The sequence below is a fragment of the Streptomyces sp. SD31 genome (genome assembly GCF_052068475.1).
Lineage (GTDB): Bacteria > Actinomycetota > Actinomycetes > Streptomycetales > Streptomycetaceae > Streptomyces.
Genome location: NZ_JBQHCX010000010.1, coordinates 172,711 through 191,388 on the forward strand (window position 1 = coordinate 172,711; position 18,678 = coordinate 191,388).

At 68.8% G+C, this 18,678-nt stretch carries 16 protein-coding genes; 5 read left to right on the top strand and 11 right to left on the bottom strand.

Features of this window, described 5'->3' with window-relative positions; translation table 11 throughout:
• Positions 1-23: 23 nt before the first annotated feature.
• The 3 genes from ACTMVF_RS22835 to ACTMVF_RS22845 all read right to left on the bottom strand — a co-directional run bounded on the left by ACTMVF_RS22835 (position 24) and on the right by ACTMVF_RS22845 (position 4,649).
• A complete protein-coding gene (locus ACTMVF_RS22835) occupies positions 24-842 on the bottom strand; it encodes an HAD family hydrolase (RefSeq protein ID WP_441272951.1) in 819 nt (272 codons plus the stop codon).
• Positions 842-3,391, bottom strand: coding sequence for a phosphoribosyltransferase (locus tag ACTMVF_RS22840; protein ID WP_441272952.1), 2,550 nt, complete (start codon positions 3,389-3,391; stop codon positions 842-844). The genes ACTMVF_RS22835 and ACTMVF_RS22840 overlap by 1 nt, the downstream gene beginning before the upstream one ends.
• 73 nt (positions 3,392-3,464) lie before the next feature.
• Positions 3,465-4,649, bottom strand: a complete 1,185-nt coding sequence (locus ACTMVF_RS22845; protein WP_441272953.1) for an HpcH/HpaI aldolase/citrate lyase family protein — start codon at positions 4,647-4,649, stop codon at positions 3,465-3,467.
• A gap of 188 nt (positions 4,650-4,837) precedes the next feature.
• On the opposite strand from ACTMVF_RS22845, the gene ACTMVF_RS22850 reads away from it, so the two are divergent.
• Entirely contained in the window at positions 4,838-5,647 is an 810-nt protein-coding gene (locus tag ACTMVF_RS22850) for a TerD family protein (protein ID WP_441272954.1), read from the top strand.
• An 86-nt stretch (positions 5,648-5,733) separates the two neighbouring features.
• Here ACTMVF_RS22850 and ACTMVF_RS22855 read toward each other — a convergent pair whose 3' ends face one another.
• The 6 genes from ACTMVF_RS22855 to ACTMVF_RS22880 form a co-directional block, all read right to left on the bottom strand.
• Positions 5,734-6,471, bottom strand: a complete 738-nt coding sequence (locus ACTMVF_RS22855) for a TerD family protein (RefSeq protein ID WP_441272955.1) — start codon at positions 6,469-6,471, stop codon at positions 5,734-5,736.
• Between the two features lie 124 nt (positions 6,472-6,595).
• On the bottom strand, positions 6,596-7,744 hold the full coding sequence (locus ACTMVF_RS22860; RefSeq protein WP_441272956.1) for a DUF475 domain-containing protein: 1,149 nt from the start codon (positions 7,742-7,744) through the stop codon (positions 6,596-6,598).
• 126 nt (positions 7,745-7,870) lie between these two features.
• Positions 7,871-8,446 (bottom strand): TerD family protein, encoded by a 576-nt coding sequence (locus tag ACTMVF_RS22865; RefSeq protein ID WP_441272957.1) that lies wholly within the window; start codon positions 8,444-8,446, stop codon positions 7,871-7,873.
• A 121-nt stretch (positions 8,447-8,567) separates the two neighbouring features.
• A complete protein-coding gene (locus ACTMVF_RS22870) occupies positions 8,568-9,143 on the bottom strand; it encodes a TerD family protein (protein ID WP_031476289.1) in 576 nt (191 codons plus the stop codon).
• A gap of 157 nt (positions 9,144-9,300) precedes the next feature.
• Positions 9,301-9,759, bottom strand: coding sequence for a peroxiredoxin (locus tag ACTMVF_RS22875; protein WP_048582333.1), 459 nt, complete (start codon positions 9,757-9,759; stop codon positions 9,301-9,303).
• A 128-nt stretch (positions 9,760-9,887) separates the two neighbouring features.
• Positions 9,888-10,322: a DUF3052 domain-containing protein gene (locus ACTMVF_RS22880; RefSeq protein WP_030054586.1), complete on the bottom strand. Its 435-nt coding sequence runs from the start codon at positions 10,320-10,322 to the stop codon at positions 9,888-9,890.
• A 362-nt stretch (positions 10,323-10,684) separates the two neighbouring features.
• On the opposite strand from ACTMVF_RS22880, the gene aceE reads away from it, so the two are divergent.
• Together aceE and ACTMVF_RS22890 are read left to right on the top strand one after the other, a co-directional pair.
• Complete coding sequence (aceE, locus tag ACTMVF_RS22885; protein ID WP_441272958.1) at positions 10,685-13,432, top strand: pyruvate dehydrogenase (acetyl-transferring), homodimeric type; 2,748 nt, start codon at positions 10,685-10,687, stop codon at positions 13,430-13,432.
• Between the two features lie 94 nt (positions 13,433-13,526).
• Entirely contained in the window at positions 13,527-14,288 is a 762-nt protein-coding gene (locus ACTMVF_RS22890; RefSeq protein WP_441272959.1) for a potassium channel family protein, read from the top strand.
• 146 nt (positions 14,289-14,434) lie between these two features.
• Here the strand turns inward: ACTMVF_RS22890 and ACTMVF_RS22895 are convergent, their stop codons facing one another.
• Positions 14,435-14,740, bottom strand: coding sequence for a small hydrophobic protein (locus tag ACTMVF_RS22895; protein ID WP_441272960.1), 306 nt, complete (start codon positions 14,738-14,740; stop codon positions 14,435-14,437).
• 291 nt (positions 14,741-15,031) lie between these two features.
• The gene (locus ACTMVF_RS22900) at positions 15,032-16,651 is read right to left on the bottom strand and encodes an MFS transporter (RefSeq protein ID WP_441272961.1); all 1,620 of its coding nucleotides are present in this window, start codon (positions 16,649-16,651) and stop codon (positions 15,032-15,034) included.
• Between the two features lie 66 nt (positions 16,652-16,717).
• Between ACTMVF_RS22900 and ACTMVF_RS22905 the strand changes: the two genes are divergently transcribed.
• Positions 16,718-17,344 carry a TetR family transcriptional regulator gene (locus tag ACTMVF_RS22905; RefSeq protein ID WP_441272962.1) on the top strand — a complete coding sequence of 209 codons (627 nt, stop codon included), beginning with the start codon at positions 16,718-16,720 and terminating at the stop codon, positions 17,342-17,344.
• Between the two features lie 93 nt (positions 17,345-17,437).
• A complete protein-coding gene (locus ACTMVF_RS22910) occupies positions 17,438-18,655 on the top strand; it encodes an alpha/beta hydrolase (protein WP_441272963.1) in 1,218 nt (405 codons plus the stop codon).
• The last annotated feature ends 23 nt before the right edge of the window (positions 18,656-18,678 follow it).

Below are 18,678 nucleotides of genomic sequence, written 5' to 3' on the forward strand. Positions count from 1 at the left end.
TTGTCGCGCAGTTCCCCGCGCCCCTATCGGGGCGCTTCCGTGCGGGTCGTCTTCAAGAACTCCCGTAGGATCCGCTCCCCCGCCAGCACCCCCCGCTCCGGCAAGGCACTGATCGCCGGGGCGGTGAAGTCGGTGTCGGCCAGTTCGCCGTGGCCCGGGCGCCAGCCACGGTCGGCGGCGAGGAGCAGGTCGGCGTCCAGCAGGGAGTCGCCCGCCGCCAGCGTCAGCTCCGCCCCCGTCCGGCGGGCGACCTCGTGCATGGCGGCGCTCTTGGTGAGCGGCTTCGGGACGGCGTAGAGCTTGCGGCCCTGCAAGGACACCGTCCAGCCCCGGTTCTCCGCCCACACCGCGAGCTCCTTCACCCACTCCTCGGGCAGCAGCTCGCGCTCGACGACGAGGTAGGCGAAGAGGTCCTCGGCGATCCGGTGCTTGCGCACCCACGCCGGGGACGCCGTCGCCATCAGGTGGTCCTGCACCTCCGCGAGCGGCGCGCACTCGTCGGCCAGCCGGGCGGCGACCCGCGCGTTCCAGTCGGGGTCGGAGACGCCGTCGACCAGCAGGTGGCCGCCGTTGGCGCAGATCGCGTACTTCGGGGCGGGGCCCGGCAGGTTGATGCGCTGGTACTGCTTGCGGGTGCGGGTCGTCGTCGGCACGAAGACCGCCGCGTCGCCGAGGTCGGTCAGCAGTTGGGCCGCCGTCTCGGTCATGTACGACAGCGGCTTGCTCTCGTGCACCTCCACGCACAGCAGCCTCGGCGCCCGCGGGTCGGGCATGGTCAGCGCGAGGGCCGCGGCGGAGTAGATGAGCGTACGGTCGAGGTCGCTCGCCACCAGCACCGGCATCAGAGGTTCACCGCCTTGCCGTCGGCACCCGTCGCGCCCCGCGTGTACTTGGGGTGGATCAACCCCACGCAGGTGTACGGCAGTTCGGCCACCTCTTCCACCGGTACCCCTCTCTGTTCGGCCAGCAGGCGTACATGGTCCAGGTCGGCGCCGGCGCCGGCCCGCGCGAGGATCTTCCAGGGCACCCGGCGCAGCAGCACCCGGGTGGTTTCGCCGACGCCCGGCTTGACGAGGTTCACGTCGTGGATGCCGTACTCCTCGCTGATGCGCTCGACGGCCGCCCAGCCCTCCCAGGTCGGCGCGCGGTCGCCGGACAGCAGTTCCTTGGCCGTGGCGTCGACGGCGTCCACGACCTCCGGGAAGCGCGCGGAGACGGCGTCCAGGAAGGCCACTGAGACGTCGGCGCCGGCGAGTTCGCGGTAGAACTTGGCGCCGTGGTAGTCGTGCGGGCCGACCAGGTCGGCGCGCAGGACGGTGCGTGAAATGAGGCCGGAGACCGTGGAGTTGAGGCAGGCGGACGGGATGAGGTAGTCGTCGCGGGTGCCGTACGTCCGCACGCACGAGCCCGGGTCGGCCAGTACGGCGATCTCCGGGTCGAAGCCGGTGATGCCGTCGGACGCCTCGAACTCCCTTATCGCGGCGGCCAGTTCGCGGGTGATGGCGCCCTTGCCGGTCCAGCCGTCGACGAAGACGACGTCCCGCGGGTCGTGGTGCGCGGCCAGCCAGCGCAGCGCGTTGGCGTCGATGCCGCGGCCGCGGACGATCGAGACGGCGTAGTGCGGCAGTTCCAGGCCGTGCCGGAACTGTGCCCAGCGGCGCATGAGGATGCCCACGGGGGTGCCGGCGCGGGCGAGCGAGACGAGCACCGGACGCGACATGGGGGTCCCCCCGCTCGAGCGAAGCCGAGAGTGGGGGAGCTCGGCGAGGACGAGCTCGGTGACCGCGCCGGCCGCCTGCGCCAGCCGTGCCGCCGACTCCTCCAGGGCCGCGTGGAACAGTGCCTGGTACTGCTCGCTGGGCTGGTACTCCACGGGGAGCGACTCGGCGTAGTGCGCGCCGCCGCTCTGAATGGCCTCTTCCCGTTCCTCGGTCGGCGCCTCCAGCGTCACGTCCGAGAGGTCCTGCAGCAGCCAGCCGACCTCCTCGGGGGCGTACGAGGAGAAGGCGGGGCCGCGGAGGGGCTCGGGCAGCATCGGGTGCCTTTCGGGGAGGGCGAGGGGGCTGGGGACGTACGACGGCACGACCGCCAGCAGGACGTGCGGGGTGTGGGCGGCGAGCTGCGCCAACAGGCCCTCGGGCGTGTGCAGTTCGGGGGTGTCGGCGACCGAGTCGACCACGGCTATGACGGCATCGAAGCCGGCGCCCGCGACGTTGTAGGCGTAGCGCTCGCCGGGGCCGTCGGCGGGGGTGTCGTGGGCGGGGAAGACTATGCGGCTGCGTATCGCGTAGCCGGGGTCGTCCACCGCGAGGACGGGCGAGCGGGTCGTGGTCGAGAACCGCACCTCGACGCCCTCGGCGACCTGCTCCAGCTCACGGGCGAGTCTGAGAGGGGCGTACATCAGCTCTTCGAAGCCCAGCACGTGCACGCGGCGTGCGTCGGCGGGGAGTGCCTCTGCGAGGCGGGCCGTCATGGCGGGGAGGGCTTTTTCGAGACGGGCCCGGTGCGCGGGGGTGAAGCCGTGGCGGCCGCCGTCGGGAAGGCGGGAGGGCCAGCCCAGTTCGACGCGGGTGATGTGGGGGTGGGTGCGGTGGTCGTCCGAGTGCGGGCCGGTGGGGGCTGGTCCCGCGGACGACCGACCACCCATCGCGGCACTACCCGCGGAGCTCTCCGCCTCGTACCGCGCCACCAACTCCTGCCCCTTCTCCAGCACCCCCTCCGGCAACCGCACCGTCCCCGAAGCCGCAGCCACCAGATCCACCCGCGCACCGATCTCCCGCGCGAACTCCTCCAGCCGCCCCGCATCCGCCGCCGACCGCATGTCTACCAGCGCAACCACGACATACCGCCGCCGCGGATACCGCGAATGAAGGTCCCGCACGGTGTTCAGCACCGTGTTCCCCGTGGAGAACTCGTCGTCGACCAGGACCAGCGGCCCGTCCCCGACCAGCAGCGCCGGATCCTCAGGCAGCAGCAGATGAGACGTGGCGTGCGAGTGGGACTCCTCGAAGCCGCCCGCCCGGGCGACTCCGGCGACCGGGCGGCGGGTGGAGTGCAGGTAGGGGGCGCAGCCGATGCCGTCGGCGACGGAGTGGCCGAGCCCGGTCGCCGTCTCCGCGTAACCGAGGACGACCGCAGCGCCCGCTTCCTCGGCGCCCAAGAGATCGCGTACCCGGCGGCCGAGGGCGAAGCCGGCGCCGTACACCACGGACGGTGACTGCGGTACGTGCTTGCCGAGCACGTGGGAGACCAGCAGGTGCGCCCGCTTGGGGTTGCGGCGCAGGGCGAGCCCCAGCATCTGCGTGAGCTCGTCGTCGCCCACGAGCTGGACTCCGAGCCGCTCGGCGACCCAGCTCCCGGACCAGACCCCGTTGTTCACTGCGTTGTTCATGCGTCCCTTGGATATAGAAGCCGGTCAGCCGGCTCGAAGCCGGCCGAGCGGTCGGAAGCCGGTCGTTTCCGGTTCAGGTCGGGATCCCGGCGGCGAGCAGCTCCACGAAACCGATGTCCTCGTTGGCCACACCGAACACCTCGGCCCGCAGCATGGTCCGCTCGGCCCAGGCGCGATGCGGCTTCACCTCATTCATCTTGTTCGTGTACTGCGACCTGAGTACACCCCCACCGCCGCGCTCGGGCCGCAGGATGTCCTTGGCGTCGCTGAACTCCTCGTGACTGACCACGGACAGTGCGTGCACGGGCAGTACGTGGGAGGGGTGGATGCAGGTCTTGCCGAGGAGGCCGTTGGCGTGGTCCAGGGTGATCTCGCGCAGCAGGCCGTCCATGGAGTGCTCGATGAGGGCTTCGCGCAGTTCCTCGGCCTGACCTTCGAGGAAGGGGCTGCGGCGCAGCTGCGGCTTGAACATGCGTTCTTGTACCCGGAAGTACTCCCACACCGGCCCGGTCACCGTGAACCCGGTGCCGTCGGCTCTGCCCAGCATGTTCACCACGTCGGCGATCACGGCGGCGACGATCTGGACGTCGTACGCGGTCATGTCCGGGGCCCGGCGCAGCCCGTACGACGAGCAGAAGTCGGTCACGCCGAGGCGCAGCGCCAGCACCCGCTCGCGGTACTTGTCGACCGCGCGGGAGATGCCCTCCAGGGTCTCCACGCGGGACTCCCGGTAGAGCAGCTCGGGCGACTCCAGCACCGGCATGGCGAACAGGCGGCGCCCGCTCTGTGCCTCGGCGCTCGCGAGGGCCTCCAGGAAGGGCATGCCGCGCTCTTCGGTGAACTTCGGCAGCACGAATCCGGACAGCAGCCGGACGGCGGGGCCGAGCCGCCGTACGAGATCGGGGATCTGCTCGGGCGTACGGACCCGGACGAAGAGCAGCGGCAGATCCACCGCACTCGCCGGTTCCGCGCTCTCCCGTTCCGCGAGGTCGGTGAACTGCCGGACGAGGTTCTCCTCGCCCTCCGCCACGTCCTCGTCACCGATCGAGTCCTCCAGGCACAGCACCATCGAGACCACGCCGCGCCCGGTCTGCTTGACGATGTCGTCGGCGAGCCGCGGCCGCGTGGCCGGACTGTAGAGCGTGGCGCCCAGGGCCGCGGAGAGCAGCCGGGCCGGGGAGTCGGCGCTGAACTCGCACGGCTCCTGGTGGAAGAGGCGCTGACGCACCTCCGGGGCGATGTGCCCGAAATGACGCATAGAGCTCCCCCGTGGTGACTCGATGGCCCCTGTGACCGGTTCACAGGTGGCCGGTAATAGTACGTAGATACCCATGTCGGGGGTTCCCGCAGGGCATGAATTTCTGGTAACGCGGACGAACACGGGCGCGCACGGTCCGTCGCACCCCCGCGTTGTCGTGACCAGGACGGAGAGGGCAGGATGACCGTATGACGCACGCGATGTTGAAGGGGTCGAACGTCCCGCTCGAAGTCACGACGGTACGCGCCGTGCTGCGCTGGACGCCCGGGCAGGGGGTCCCGGATGTCGACGCCTCGGCACTCCTCCTCGGCCCCGACGGTCGTGTGCGCTCCGACGAGGACTTCGTCTTCTACAACCAGCCCCGGCACCCCTCCGGACAGGTCTGGCGACTCGGCAAGAAGCGACTCACCGAGGGCCTCACCGATACGATCCAGACAGATCTGGCCGGTGTCGAGGCCGAGGTCGGTCAGATTCTCCTGGTCGCTTCGGCGGACGGCGTCACCTTCGACCGCGTACGGGACCTGCGCATCCTGCTGTACGACGCGGCGGCCGCCGACGGCGATCCGCTGGCGTACTTCGACGTCAAGCCGGAGACGGGCGCGGAGACCGCCCTGATCTGCGGCGAGCTGTACCGCCGCGGCGAGGGCTGGAAGTTCCGCGCTCTGGGCGAGGGCTACGCGAACGGTCTCAAGGGCCTGGCCACGGACTTCGGCATCTCGGTGGACGAGTCGGAGGCGCTGGACGAGCCCGCCCCGAGGCCCACGCCGGAGATCTCCCAGCCCCTGCCCCCCGAGCAACCGACGACGGCGGTCCCGTCCCAGCCGTCCTACGGCTACCCGCAGCAGCCCCCGCCGACCCAACCGGCATACGGCTACCCCCAGCCCACCAGCCAGCCGGCCACAGCCCAGTCGGGCTACGGCTACCCGCCCCCGGTAACGGCAGCACCGGCGGGGGAATTCCGCCTGCCACCCCAAGGGCCCCAGTTCATCGGACGGTGATGTCTTGGGGGCGCGGGTGACCGCGTGACCAGCCACGACAAGCCCGCGGTCGCCAGACGACACCAGGCCGCCGAGCTCTCAGGCGACTACTTCTCCGCCTTCGTCTTATAGCCCCGCCCCCACTGGAGTCCCCACCCGAACAACCGATCCAGCTCGGCCTGAAACCCGTAAACGAACTTCACCTCACGCCGAACCCAGATCTCCCCCTTCACGTTCTCGATCATCACCACCGCACAGGACCGAGCCTGCGGGTGCCGCTCGTCGAGGCCTATCTCGATCCGGGGCCCGTTGCTCGGATACAGCGTGACGATCGCATGCGTACGGTCGAACGCCGGCGTCTGGTCATAGATGTACACAAAGACCAGCAGCCGCTTGATGTCCTCCCGATGATCAAGGTTGACGTACATCGTCTCCCCGGACGCCGACCCGAACCGGTCGTCCCCGCTGAGCTTCACGTACGGCGGCGAGTTCACATCCCCGAGGAACCCGCCCAGCGGCTGCACGACCCCCTTCGTCCCGTCGGCCAGCTCATACAGGCACCCGAGGTCGAGGTCCACGTTGACCATGCTCTGACTGTGCCCGAGCACCTCCGGCGGCTTGAGCGCCTTGAAGGGATGCCGCAACAGACTCTCCCGCTGCGATCCTCCGATGTCCGACGTCCGCATCCGCCAGGCCAGGTTGACCCGGAGATGCCCGGTCGCCGCGCCCTGTTTGGTGAGCGAGACCCGGTCGTGCCGCTTCGTCAGCTCGATCGAGTTCGACGACGCGCTGCCCGAGTCGAACTCGGCCGCCCGGCCACGCCAGAGTCCGTCCAAGAAGCCCATTCCGCCCCCACGTCCCACGAAAGAACCGCGTTCACCACGAAAGAACCACGGTCACTTGGAAAAACCGGCGGGGCGGCCGGAGGCCCGGCCGCCCCGCTCAGAGCGTTCCTCACCCGCAGGGATGTCACACCCCGGACGAGACCTCAGTCTTCTCGTCCGAGGTCTCCGCTTTTCCCTCCGCTGCCGCCAGCGCACGGTTGCGGCGGACCGAGGACAAGAAGGACCAGCCGATCAGGATCACGCCGATCGAGCCGGTGATGAGCTCGTGGATCTCGTACTGGATGGTGACCAGCAGGATCATGGCGAGCGCGCCGATCGCGTAGTGCGCGCCGTGCTCCAGGTAGACGTACTCGTCGAGGGTGCCCTGACGCACGAGGTACACGGTCAGCGAACGGACGTACATCGCGCCGATACCCAGACCCAGCGCCATCAGGACGATGTCGTTGGTGATGGCGAAGGCGCCGATCACGCCGTCGAAGGAGAAGGAGGCGTCCAGGACCTCGAGGTAGAGGAACATGAAGAACGCGGCCTTGCCTGCCATGGCGACCGCCGAGCGGGGCTTGCCGGTGCGCTCGGCCTCTTCCTCGGCCTCGTGCTCGCGTTCCTCCTCCTCTTCGAGCTTGTCCTCGAAGTAGCCGGAGAGTCCGCCCACGATCATGTACGTGATCAGGCCCCCGATACCGGAGAGCAGAACCGTCTCCGCCTTGTCGACGTGCAGACCGCCGTGCTGGTGGGCGTTGGTCGCGAAGGTCAGCGCCGAGATGAGCAGAACGATCAGCGCGATGCAGACCGAGAGCATGTCGATCTTGCCGAGCTTGGCGAGCGGGCGCTCCAGCCAGCCGAGCCACTTGATGTCCCGGTCCTCGAAGATGAAGTCCAGGAAGATCATCAGCAGGAACATGCCACCGAACGCGGCGATCGCCGGGTGGGCGTCGGTGACGAGTTCTTGGTAACGGTCCTTGTCGCTGAGTGCGAGGTCGACCGCCTCGATCGGCCCGAGCGACGCGCTGATCGCGACGATCACGACCGGGAAGACCAGTCGCATACCGAAGACGGCGATCAGGATGCCGATGGTGAGGAAGATCTTCTGCCAGAAGGCATTCATCTTCTTCAGGATTCCGGCGTTGACCACCGCGTTGTCGAACGACAGCGAGATCTCGAGGACGGAGAGGATCGCCACGATGCCGAAGGCGGTCCACCCCCCGAAGAGGACCGCTGCAACCAGGCCGAGCGCGGTGACCGCGAACGACCAGCCGAAGGTTTTCAGAACCACTGGCTACCCAATCCTGTGTGTACGGGGCTCCATCGCGCCGCACTCGGCTTTACGAAGACTTTGAAGCCGAAGTCTAGTCGGCCCCCCTCCCCACCCCACGGGGCCCCGACTTTTGCTCATATCGCGTTATGAGACGTTGACTCCGAAGTCCAGCGCGATGCCGCGCAGACCCGACGCGTACCCCTGTCCGACCGCCCGGAACTTCCACTCTCCCTGGTGGCGGTACACCTCGCCGAAGATCATGGCGGTCTCGGTGGAGGCGTCCTCGCTCAGGTCGTAGCGAGCGAGCTCCTGGCCGTCGGCCTGGTTCACGACGCGGATGAAGGCGTTGCTGACCTGGCCGAAGGTCTGGCCGCGCTCGTCGGCCATGTGGATGGAGACGGGAAAGACGATCTTGTCGCACCAGGCCGGCACCTTCGAGAGGTCGATCAGGAGCGACTCGTCGTCGCCGTCACCCTCACCGGTGAGGTTGTCCCCGGTGTGCTCCACCGAGCCGTCCGGACTCTTGAGCTGGTTGTAGAAGACGAACCACTCATCGCCCATGACCCGTCCGCCGGTGCACATCAGGGCGCTGGCGTCGAGGTCGAAGGGGGCTCCGGTGGTGGAGCGCGCGTCCCAGCCGAGCCCGATCATCACCTGAGTGAGGTTCGGTGCGGCCTTGGACAGGGAGACATTGCCTCCCTTGGCGAGCGTGACGCCCATATTGCTGGTCCTCCCCGCGTGATGCTTTTTGGTTGTCCTGCACATCCGGCGCCGCACCCAAACGGTACGGCGCCGGACTCAGCCAGTGGTGTCCTGGACGGTCACCCCTCGGATGGTGGCCTCAGACGTTCACACCGAAGTCCTGTGCGATGCCGCGCAGGCCCGAGGCGTAGCCCTGGCCGATGGCGCGGAACTTCCACTCCGCGCCGTGCCGGTACAGCTCGCCGAAGACCATCGCGGTCTCGGTGGACGCGTCCTCGCTGAGGTCGTAGCGCGCGATCTCGGCGCCGCCGGCCTGGTTGACGACGCGGATGAACGCGTTGCGCACCTGGCCGAAGGACTGCTGGCGGTTCTCGGCGTCGTAGATCGAGACCGGGAAGACGATCTTCTCGACGTCCGCCGGGACGCCCGCGAGGTTGACCTTGATCTGCTCGTCGTCGCCCTCGCCCTCACCGGTGAGGTTGTCGCCGGTGTGCTCGACGGAGCCGTCGGCGCTCTTGAGGTTGTTGAAGAAGACGAAGTTCGCGTCGCTGCCGACCTTGCCCTCCGGGTTCAGCAGCAGCGCGCTGGCGTCCAGGTCGAAGTCGGTGCCGGTCGTGGTGCGGACGTCCCACCCCAGACCGACGATGACCGCAGTGAGGCCCGGAGCCTCCTTGCTCAGTGATACGTTGCCGCCCTTGCTGAGGCTGACTCCCACGAGTCCTCCATTGGTTTCCAGGGGCGGGGAGCCCCGCCGTGCGTTTGATATCGGATCAACGAGTCGATCCTAGTTACGGGTTCCCGTACCTCGCAGGCCCTGGTGCCGAAGAATCACAGGTGTCGGTCACCGGAGGGACCGGACGGGATCACACGGGTCAGAGGGTGTCGAGCGCCTTGACGTACTCGTTCAGGTCACGGGCGTCCGGCAGCGCGTTGACGACCGTCCAGCGCACGACGCCCTCCTTGTCGATGACGAAGGTGCCGCGCACCGCGCAGCCCTTGTCCTCGGCGAAGACGCCGTAGGCGCGGCTGACCTCGCCGTGCGGCCAGAAGTCGCTGAGCAGCGGGTACTCCAGGCCCTCCTGCTCGGCGAAGACGCGCAGGGTGTGGATGGAGTCGTTGGAGACGGCGAGCACCTGGGTGTCGCGGTCGGAGAACTGCGGCAGGTTGTCGCGCACCTCGCACAGCTCGCCGGTGCACACGCCGGTGAAGGCGAAGGGGTAGAAGAGCAGGACGACGTTCTTGGAGCCACGGAAGTCGGAGAGCTTCACGGTGGCGCCGTGGTTGTCCTTGAGCTCGAAGTCGGGGGCCTTGTCGCCGACCTGGATCGCCATCGTCGTGGATGTCCTTTCGGTGGGGCTGTTCGGGTGGAACCCACCCTATGCAGCGACCACCCAGGCCCGTGCAGGAGGCCGGGCCGGGCTTTTCAGCCCGGCCCGGCACCGCCAGCGGCTACTACCGATTACTTCTTGGTCTTGGCGGCCTTGGGCGTCACCAGCCGACTGCCGCTCCAGTCCTTGCCGACGCTGACGCTCTTGGATGCCGACAGACCCGCCGTGGTCGCGGCTTCAGAGATGTCGCTGGGCTCCACGTAGCCGTCACGGCCGGTCTTCGGCGTCAGCAACAGGATCGCGCCGCCCTCTTCGATGTACGTGGTGGCGTCCACCAGCGCATCCGTCAGGTCGCCGTCCTCGTCGCGGAACCACAGCACCGCGGCATCGGCAACGTCGTCGTAGTCCTCGTCCACGAGTTCTGTGCCGGTGACTGACTCAATGGCCTCGCGGAGTTCCTGGTCTACGTCGTCGTCGTAGCCGATCTCCTGGACCACCTGCTCGGGCTGGAACCCCAGCCTCTCGGCAAGGGTCCGCTCCTCCGCGTGGTCCGCGGTCGCGCTCACGGGTTGCCTCCTGATCATGTCTTGGGAAATAACTCAGCCACGCGCGTGCGCGAAGCATTGGCCGTAGTCCACACGGGCGGGACGGATCGCGCAAGTACCCGGCCGTTCAGACCGCCGAAACGGTGACGATCCTGAACGTGTCACCGCAACTTCAGGCACACCATCATCGTCCCAAGGTGACGCACGCCACGCCAATCTGCCCCCTTTGGGCGTTTGGGAACCCTCAGCGGGTACTCCGCCGTTACCAGGACCCGGTTACCTCACAGTAGAGATGACGTTTGGCGCCCCTAGGTACACGATGGGGAGCGGTGCAGACGCCCAGAAACCCCAGAAACACAGCCCTCTGACAGGTAAGGAACAGCGTGGCTTCCGGATCCGATCGAAACCCGATCATCATTGGCGGCCTTCCGAGTCAGGTTCCTGACTTCGATCCCGAGGAAACCCAGGAGTGGCTCGATTCCCTCGATGCCGCCGTGGACGAGCGCGGCCGGGAGCGGGCCCGCTATCTGATGCTGCGGCTGATCGAGCGGGCCCGCGAGAAGCGCGTGGCCGTGCCCGAGATGCGCAGCACGGACTACGTCAACACGATCGCCACCAAGGACGAGCCGTTCTTCCCGGGCAACGAGGAGATCGAGCGCAAGATCCTCAACGCGACCCGGTGGAACGCCGCGGTCATGGTGTCCAGGGCCCAGCGCCCCGGCATCGGCGTCGGCGGCCACATCGCGACCTTCGCCTCCTCCGCCTCGCTCTACGACGTGGGCTTCAACCACTTCTTCCGAGGCAAGGACGAGGGCGACGGCGGCGACCAGGTCTTCTTCCAGGGACATGCCTCTCCGGGCATCTACGCGCGCGCGTTCCTGCTGGACCGGCTCAGCGAGCAGAACCTGGACGCGTTCCGCCAGGAGAAGTCGAAGGCGCCGTACGGGCTGTCCAGCTATCCGCACCCGCGGCTGATGCCGGGCTTCTGGGAGTTCCCGACCGTGTCGATGGGCCTCGGCCCGATCGGCGCGATCTACCAGGCGCGGATGAACCGCTACATGGAGGCGCGCGGCATCGCCGACACCTCCAAATCGCATGTGTGGGCGTTCCTGGGTGACGGCGAGATGGACGAGCCGGAGTCGCTCGGCCAGTTGTCCATCGCCGCCCGCGAGGGCTTGGACAACCTCACCTTCGTGGTCAACTGCAACCTGCAGCGCCTGGACGGCCCGGTGCGCGGCAACGGCAAGGTCATCCAGGAGCTGGAGTCGATCTTCCGGGGCGCCGGCTGGAACGTCATCAAGCTGATCTGGGACCGCACCTGGGACCCGCTGCTGGCGCAGGACCGCGACGGCGTGCTGGTCAACCGGATGAACACCACGCCGGACGGCCAGTTCCAGACGTACGCCACCGAGACCGGCGGCTACATCCGCGACCACTTCTTCGGTGACGACCACCGGCTGCGCGCGATGGTCGAGGGCATGACCGACGACCAGATCCTGCACCTGGGCCGCGGCGGTCACGACCACAAGAAGATCTACGCCGCCTATTCGGCCGCCCGGGCGCACAAGGGCCAGCCGACGGTGATCCTCGCCAAGACGATCAAGGGCTGGACGCTCGGCCCCAACTTCGAGGGCCGCAACGCCACGCACCAGATGAAGAAGCTGACGGTCGACGACCTGAAGCGCTTCCGCGACCGCCTGCACCTGCCGATCGCCGACAAGGACCTGGACAGCGGGCTCCCGCCGTACTACCACCCCGGGCGGGACTCCGAGGAGATCCAGTACATGCACGACCGCCGCAAGGGGCTCGGCGGTTACGTCCCGACGCGTGTGGTGCGCTCCAAGCCGCTGGCGCTGCCGGACGACAAGACGTACGCGACCGTGAAGAAGGGCTCGGGCCAGCAGTCCATCGCCACGACCATGGCGTTCGTACGGCTGCTCAAGGACCTCATGCGGGACAAGGAGATCGGCAGGCGGTTCGTGCTGATCGCGCCGGACGAGTACCGCACGTTCGGCATGGACTCGTTCTTCCCGAGCGCGAAGATCTACAACCCGCTGGGCCAGCAGTACGAGGCGGTCGACCGCGATCTGCTGCTCGCCTACAAGGAGTCGCCGCAGGGCCAGATGCTGCACGACGGCATCTCGGAGGCGGGCTGCACGGCCTCGCTGATCGCGGCGGGTTCGGCGTACGCCACGCACGGCGAGCCGCTGATCCCGGTCTACGTCTTCTACTCGATGTTCGGTTTCCAGCGCACCGGTGACCAGTTCTGGCAGATGTCGGACCAGCTGGCGCGCGGTTTCGTCCTGGGTGCGACCGCCGGCCGTACGACGCTGACCGGTGAGGGCCTGCAGCACGCCGACGGCCACTCGCAGCTGCTCGCCTCGACCAACCCGGGCTGTGTGTCGTACGACCCGGCGTTCGGCTACGAGATCGCGCACATCGTCAAGGACGGTCTGCGGCGGATGTACGGCGGCGACGCCGAGCACCCGCACGGCGAGGACGTCTTCTACTACCTCACCGTCTACAACGAGCCGATCCAGCACCCGGCCGAGCCGGAGAACGTCGACGTCGAGGGCATCCTCAAGGGCGTCTACCGCTTCAGCGAGGGCACGTCCGGGTCGATCCCCGCGCAGATCATCGCGTCCGGTGTGGCCGTCCCCTGGGCGATCGAGGCGCAGAAGATCCTCGCCGAGGAGTGGAACGTCAAGGCCGACGTCTGGTCGGCGACCTCCTGGAACGAGCTGCGGCGCGAGGCCGTGGAGTGCGAGGAGCACAACCTGCTGCATCCGGAGGAGGAGCAGCGGGTGCCGTGGGTGACGCGCAAGCTCAGCGGCGCCGAGGGCCCGTTCGTGGCCGTCTCCGACTGGATGCGGTCGGTGCCGGACCAGATCGCCCGGTGGGTGCCGGGGACGTACCAGTCGCTGGGTGCGGACGGGTTCGGGTTCGCGGACACCCGCGGTGCCGCCCGCCGCTTCTTCCACATCGACGCGCAGTCGGTGGTCGTCGGGGTGCTGACCGAGCTGGCGAAGGAGGGCAAGGTGGACCGGTCGGTGCTGAAGCAGGCGATCGACCGTTACCAGCTGCTCGATGTGTCGGCTGCGGACCCGGGTGCCGCCGGAGGCGACGCCTAGCGTCGGCGACGTCCGGCAAGGGCTGTGCAGGGGTGGTGTGCCCGTGGGTGACCTGCGGGATACACCGCCCCTTCACATTTCCTACGATGCGCCCATGAAGCAACCGCCCGCGCAAGCCCGTTGGGAACGGCTCACCCAGCGGCCCCTGTTCGCTCTGGCCCTGGCGTTCGCCGTGGCCTATGCCGTGCCGATCGTCGAGCCGGACGCGAGCGGTGAGGTGGTGTCCGCGTGTCTCGCGGTGGAGTGGGTGGTGTGGGGCGCGTTCGCGCTGGACTACGTCGTACGGCTCGCTCTCGCCGAGCGGCGGGTGGAGTTCGTACGGAGCCACTGGCTCGATCTGTTCGCGGTCGCCCTGCCGCTGGTCCAGCCGCTGCGGCTGCTGCGGCTCGTGGCCACGCTGCTGCTCGTCGGACAACGAGCCCGGATGGCCTCGCAGGTGCGGCTGACGACCTACGTCGCCGGGTCGGTGGTCGGGCTGCTGATGTTCGGGTCGCTGGCCGTGCTGTCGGTGGAGCGGGATTCGCCGGACGGGAACATCAAGACGCTGGGTGACGCGGTGTGGTGGTCCTTTACGACCATGACGACCGTGGGGTACGGGGATCACGCGCCGACCACGGGGGTGGGGCGGATGCTCGCGGTGGGGTTGATGCTGTCCGGGATCGCCTTGCTGGGTGTGGTGACCGCGAACATCGCCGCGTGGTTCATAGCCCGGTTCGAGATGGACGACGTGGAGGAGCGGCGGCAGACGGAGGCCATCCGGCGGCTGACGGAGGAGGTGCGGGCGTTGCGGGCCGAGGTCGCGTCGTTGTCGGGGGCGACGGTGCCGGGGCAGGTCCGGAAGGAACAGCCTCGTTAGCTGGTTGCCCGCGGCTTGGCGGACCCGGGCGCCCGCGGCCGGCGGCCGGCGCTGCAGCGCCCCAACGGGCGCGGAGAACTGCGCGATCAGCCCTCACCACCCGCAACCGCCATCGAACCGCAGGTCCCGAGCTCCCGGGCGGTCTGTCAGAACAGGCCGTTGCCCGGTGTCGCCGTCCCCGCCAGCCAGATGATGGCCAGCAGGGTGTCGATCGCACCCAGGACCACCGCGATCAGCGCGGGGACAGGACGGGCTCCGGACCAACTGCGGCCCATCGCCAGCCATCCACAGGCGATCGCCACGGGACCCAGGATGATGCCCAGTACGAAGAACCCGGCAACCGCGCAGACGGCTCCGATGATGCCCAGCGTCGCGCGATCCGGCCCGGTCCGTGACCACGTCCGGCCACGTGAGCGGGGGTACCTGCGCGTTCGGTGTCCGAAGCCCGCCATAGTCAACTCAACTCCCAGAACCTTTCGGTCGGTTGGGTTCGTTGAATCGAGTACCCCGCGTGCGGGCTCTAATCCTCCGGTTGTTCCGGGCCGTCGGCGCGCTGTCCCCCTCCGGCAGCGCGCCGCAGCCCAGCTCGCCCTCCTCGTCGTACGAACTTGCCCGAGGAACATGCCGTACGGAGGGCTCCACCCAATCTGACCTGCGGCGCATGCCGGATGGGAGGGATCTTTAGCGAAGTCACCCTGATAGGGGAACTCCGGCCGCGGATCCCTCCGTTGGCCTGCGGCGCGTCAGATGTGCCCCGCGCCCGCGCCCGCCTGCGCGTTCTCGCCCCGCTTGGTGAGGAAGGCGACGAAGACGGCGACGACCGCCACGCCCGCGGCGACCAGGGACGCCAGGCTCATGCCCGAGATGAACGTGTCGTGCGCCACGCCCTCGATCTTCGCGGCGATGGCGTCCGGCGTGCCCGGGGCCAGCGGTGCCACGCCGACCTGGACCGCCTCGGAGGCCTGGGCCTCCTGGGTCTCGGTGAGCGGCGGCAGGCCCGCGGACGTCCAGTTGCCGGCGAGGTCGCTGTCGACCTTGGAGGCCATGACGGCGCCCAGGACGGCCGTACCGAGGCTGCCGCCGATCTGCATGGCGGCCTGCTGGAGACCGCCGGCGACGCCGGACAGCTCCATGGGCGCGTTGCCGACGATGACCTCGGTGGCGCCCACCATGACCGGGGCGAGGCCGAGGCCGAGAAGGGCGAACCAGACGGACATCACGGCGCTGCCGGTGTCCGTGTCCAGCGTGGACATGCCGTACATGGCGATCGCGGTGGCCGCCATGCCGCCCGCCAGCGGGATCCGCGGGCCCAGCTTGGTGATCATCGCGCCCGCGAGCGGGGAGCCGACGATCATCATGCCGGTGAGGGGCAGGAGGTGCAGGCCCGCGTCGATCGGGCTCATGCCGTGGACGTTCTGGAGGTAGAACGTCACGAAGAACAGGCCGCCCATGAAGGCGATGGCCATCAGCACCATCAGGACGACACCGGCGGACAGCGGGACGGACCGGAACAGCGCCAGCGGGATCAGCGGCTCCTTCACCTTCGTCTCCCAGAAGGCGAAGAGCGCGAAGCCCAGGACCGACGCGGCTATGAACGCCCACGTCTTGCCGTCGCCCCAGCCCCACTCCGGGGCCTTGATCAGGGCCCAGACCAGGCAGAACATCGCGGCCGACAGCAGGGCGATGCCCAGGATGTCGAAGGAGCGCGGGGCGTTCTCGGCGCGGTGGTCGAGCAGGATCATCACGCCGAGGACGACGGCGAGGATGCCGACCGGCACGTTGATGAAGAACACCGACTGCCAGTTGACGTGCTCGACGAGGACGCCGCCGAGGATCGGGCCGCCCGCGGTGGAGGCGCCGATGACCATGCCCCAGATGCCGATGGCCATGTTGAGCTTCTCGGCCGGGAAGGTGGCCCGCAGCAGGCCGAGCGCGGCCGGCATCAGCAGCGCGCCGAACAGGCCCTGGAAGACGCGGAAGGTGACGACCAGCGCGATGCTGTCCGACATGCCGATGGCGCCGGAGGCGGCGGCGAAGCCGACCACGCCGATCAGGAAGGTCTGGCGGTGCCCGAAGCGGTCGCCGAGCTTGCCGGCGGTGATCAGGGAGACCGCGAGGGCGAGGAAGTATCCGTTGGTGATCCACTGGACCTGGGCGAAGGTGGCGCCGAGGTCCTTCTGGATGGCCGGGTTGGCGATGGCCACGATGGTGCCGTCGAGGGCCACCATCATGACCCCCACTGCGACGGTGATGAGAGTGAACCAAGGGTGCCCGCGCAGCCCCTTGGCCGGCGTCGCGTCCGACGGGCCCGCCGGCGCCTTGTCCCCCGACCCCGTCGTGTCGATGGTGGTCTGACTAGTCATGCGTTCGAGGCTAGTGACAGCCTCTGACAATTGACAAACCAATTCACAAGTCGGTAACTGACAGACATGGAAACACTGCGCGAACGCAAGAAGCAGCGCACCCGGGAAGCACTGCTGCGTACTGCGCTGGAGCTCTTCATCACCCAGGGATACGAGCGCACCACCGTCGATGACATCGCCGATGCCGTCGATGTGTCGCAGCGCACGTTCTTCCGCTACTTCGCCGGCAAGGAGGAGGCGGCCCTCGCCCTGGAGGGGATGACGGTGGCGCACTTCTTGGAGGCGGTGCGCGAGCGTCCGCCGCACGAGGCACCCATGGAGGCGCTGCGGCAGGCCGTACTGGAGGGCTGGGACACGCTCAACGACGTGATCGAGGCCGTCGTACCCGTCGAGCTGTATCTGCGCATGCACAAGGTGATCGAGTCGACGCCCGCCCTGCTCGCCACCCATCTGCGGCGCTCGGTGGAGGCCGAGGAGGCGATCGCGCTCATCCTCGCCGAGCGCGAGGGGGTCGACCTGGACACCGATCCGCGACCGCGGCTCGCGGTGGCCGTCTTCGGCGGGGTGATGCGGCTGACGGAGCGTCAGTGGAGCACGGGCGGGGACTTCAGCCTGGACGCCATGCGGACATTGACCATCTCATATCTCGAACAGGTGGGCCCGGCACTCAGCGAGAGCTGGCGAACACGCTGAGGTCATCGGCCTGTTAAAGCCGCCTTGATCGAAACGTGATACCCGTCACTCGGTTAACGCGAGACCCTCTCGTTCTCCTAGTGTGTCCTTCCAGTGACTTCCTTCGACACGTCCCCGCAACTGAACGTCTGGCGCGCACTGCTCGCTCTGGCCGTGGTGTTCGTGATGCTGGCGACCACCGGCTGGACCGCCCTGCGGCACCATCGCAGCGCCTCGCCGCTCGAGGCGTCGCTCAGCGCCTGGGAGCACGGCAGCATCGCCGGACGCCGGTTGCCGGACACGGACTCCTCCCCCACCCGGCTCGCCCGTTTCTTCGCCTCGCTCACCGCACCGCAGCGCAGCAGCCTCGCGCACCGCTATCCGCTCGCCGTCGGCAATATGAACGGCGCCCCCGTCGAGCTGCGCTACAGCGCCAACCGCATCGCGCTCGGCCAGGCGCGCAAGGTCGAGCAGAAACGCATGCACGACGCCGGGCTCACGCCGGACGGGCAGCGTGAGGCGGGCCGCCGCATGCAGCGCTTCGAGTCGATGATGCAGGCGGACCGGCACATCCTCGCCTTCGACCCGGAGGGCTCCGGGCGGGCCGCGGAGGTGTTCGGCGACCTGACGAAGGCCGAGCGGATCTCGGTCGTCGTCCCCGGCGTCGACACCGACCTGCTGACCTTCCAGCGCACCAGCCGCAGGTACTCGGCGCCGGTCGGCATGGCGCAATCCCTGTACGCGGCCGAGCGCGAGGTGAGCCCCTCGACGCGTACGGCCGTGATCGCCTGGGCCGACTACACGACGCCGAGCGGGCTCGGCATCGACTCGGCGACGGCGATGCGCGCCGCGAACGGGGCCATCCGCCTGAACGCGCTGGTGCGGGCCCTGCCCGGCGCGTCGCCGGTCTCCCTGTTCTGCCACAGCTACGGCTCGGTGCTGTGCGGGCTCGCCGCGCCGACGCTGCCGGGACGGGTGGTCGACATAGCGGTGGCCGGCTCCCCCGGCATGCGGGTCGCGAAGGCCTCCCAGCTGCGTACGTCCGCGCATGTGTGGGCGATGCGGGACGCGGACGACTGGGTGCAGGACGTGCCGTATCTCGAGCTCGGCGGGCTGGGACACGGGGAGGACCCGGTGTCGGCGGTGTTCGGCGCGCGGGTGCTGTCGGCGCGGGAGGCGAAGGGGCACGCCGGCTATTTCGAGCCGGGCACGGACAGCGTGCTGAACTTCGCCGAGATCGGGGTTGGCGCGTACGAAGCGGTGCGGTGTGCCGACGATGCCGAGGCCTGTCGGGCGGGTTTGTCCGACACCGCGTCGGCCGGACGCGCGTAGAAGCGCAGGAATTGCGGGTTGCG

Excerpts from the sequence above, each read along its gene's own strand:
- ACTMVF_RS22855 (WP_441272955.1), bottom strand. The coding sequence starts at position 6,471 with ATGGGCTTCTTGGACGGACTCTGGCGTGGCCGGGCGGCCGAGTTCGAC.
- ACTMVF_RS22905 (WP_441272962.1), top strand. The coding sequence starts at position 16,718 with ATGGAAACACTGCGCGAACGCAAGAAGCAGCGCACCCGGGAAGCACTG.
- ACTMVF_RS22850 (WP_441272954.1), top strand. The coding sequence starts at position 4,838 with ATGACGCACGCGATGTTGAAGGGGTCGAACGTCCCGCTCGAAGTCACG.
- ACTMVF_RS22890 (WP_441272959.1), top strand. The coding sequence starts at position 13,527 with ATGAAGCAACCGCCCGCGCAAGCCCGTTGGGAACGGCTCACCCAGCGG.
- ACTMVF_RS22875 (WP_048582333.1), bottom strand. The coding sequence starts at position 9,759 with ATGGCGATCCAGGTCGGCGACAAGGCCCCCGACTTCGAGCTCAAGGAC.
- ACTMVF_RS22845 (WP_441272953.1), bottom strand. The coding sequence starts at position 4,649 with ATGCGTCATTTCGGGCACATCGCCCCGGAGGTGCGTCAGCGCCTCTTC.
- ACTMVF_RS22900 (WP_441272961.1), bottom strand. The coding sequence starts at position 16,651 with ATGACTAGTCAGACCACCATCGACACGACGGGGTCGGGGGACAAGGCG.
- ACTMVF_RS22835 (WP_441272951.1), bottom strand. The coding sequence starts at position 842 with ATGCCGGTGCTGGTGGCGAGCGACCTCGACCGTACGCTCATCTACTCC.
- ACTMVF_RS22895 (WP_441272960.1), bottom strand. The coding sequence starts at position 14,740 with ATGGCGGGCTTCGGACACCGAACGCGCAGGTACCCCCGCTCACGTGGC.
- ACTMVF_RS22840 (WP_441272952.1), bottom strand. The coding sequence starts at position 3,391 with ATGAACAACGCAGTGAACAACGGGGTCTGGTCCGGGAGCTGGGTCGCC.
- ACTMVF_RS22865 (WP_441272957.1), bottom strand. The coding sequence starts at position 8,446 with ATGGGCGTCACGCTCGCCAAGGGAGGCAATGTCTCCCTGTCCAAGGCC.